We start from the raw sequence: 539 nt of genomic DNA, 5'->3' as shown, positions 1-539 counted from the left end.
GATGCACTGGGCACCGATAACGCCGACCGCTTCACCGATGTTCACCTGGTGACCACGAGCCAAGTCACGGCCGTAGCACTTGGCGCAAATGCCGTAGCGGGTTTCGCAGCTGATCGGCGAACGCACGATCACTTCATCGATGCTGTTCAGCTCGATGAACTCAACCCACTTCTCGTCTACCAATGTACCGGCAGGAACGATGATTTCTTCGGTACCTGGCTTGAACACGTCACGGGCAATGACACGACCCAATACGCGCTCGCCCAATGGCTCAACAACGTCACCGCCTTCAATGTGCGGAGTCATTACCAGGCCATGTTCGGTGCCGCAATCGATCTCGGTCACAACCAGATCCTGCGCCACGTCTACCAGACGACGAGTCAGGTAACCGGAGTTCGCAGTTTTCAACGCGGTATCCGCCAAACCTTTACGAGCACCGTGAGTCGAGATGAAGTACTGAAGTACGCTCAAACCTTCACGGAAGTTCGCAGTAATCGGCGTTTCGATGATGGAGCCGTCCGGCTTGGCCATCAGGCCAC

The 539-nt window shown here is 56.2% G+C and carries 1 pseudogene; it reads right to left on the bottom strand.

The window, feature by feature from the left end:
- Positions 1-539: pseudogene (locus ACIQY3_RS34360) on the bottom strand (DNA-directed RNA polymerase subunit beta'); the annotation flags it as partial.

Source organism: Pseudomonas sp. NPDC096950 (assembly GCF_044762525.1).
Lineage (GTDB): Bacteria > Pseudomonadota > Gammaproteobacteria > Pseudomonadales > Pseudomonadaceae > Aquipseudomonas.
The sequence above is the reverse complement of the archived record's forward strand: the minus strand, read 5'-3'. Positions and strand labels throughout refer to the sequence as shown.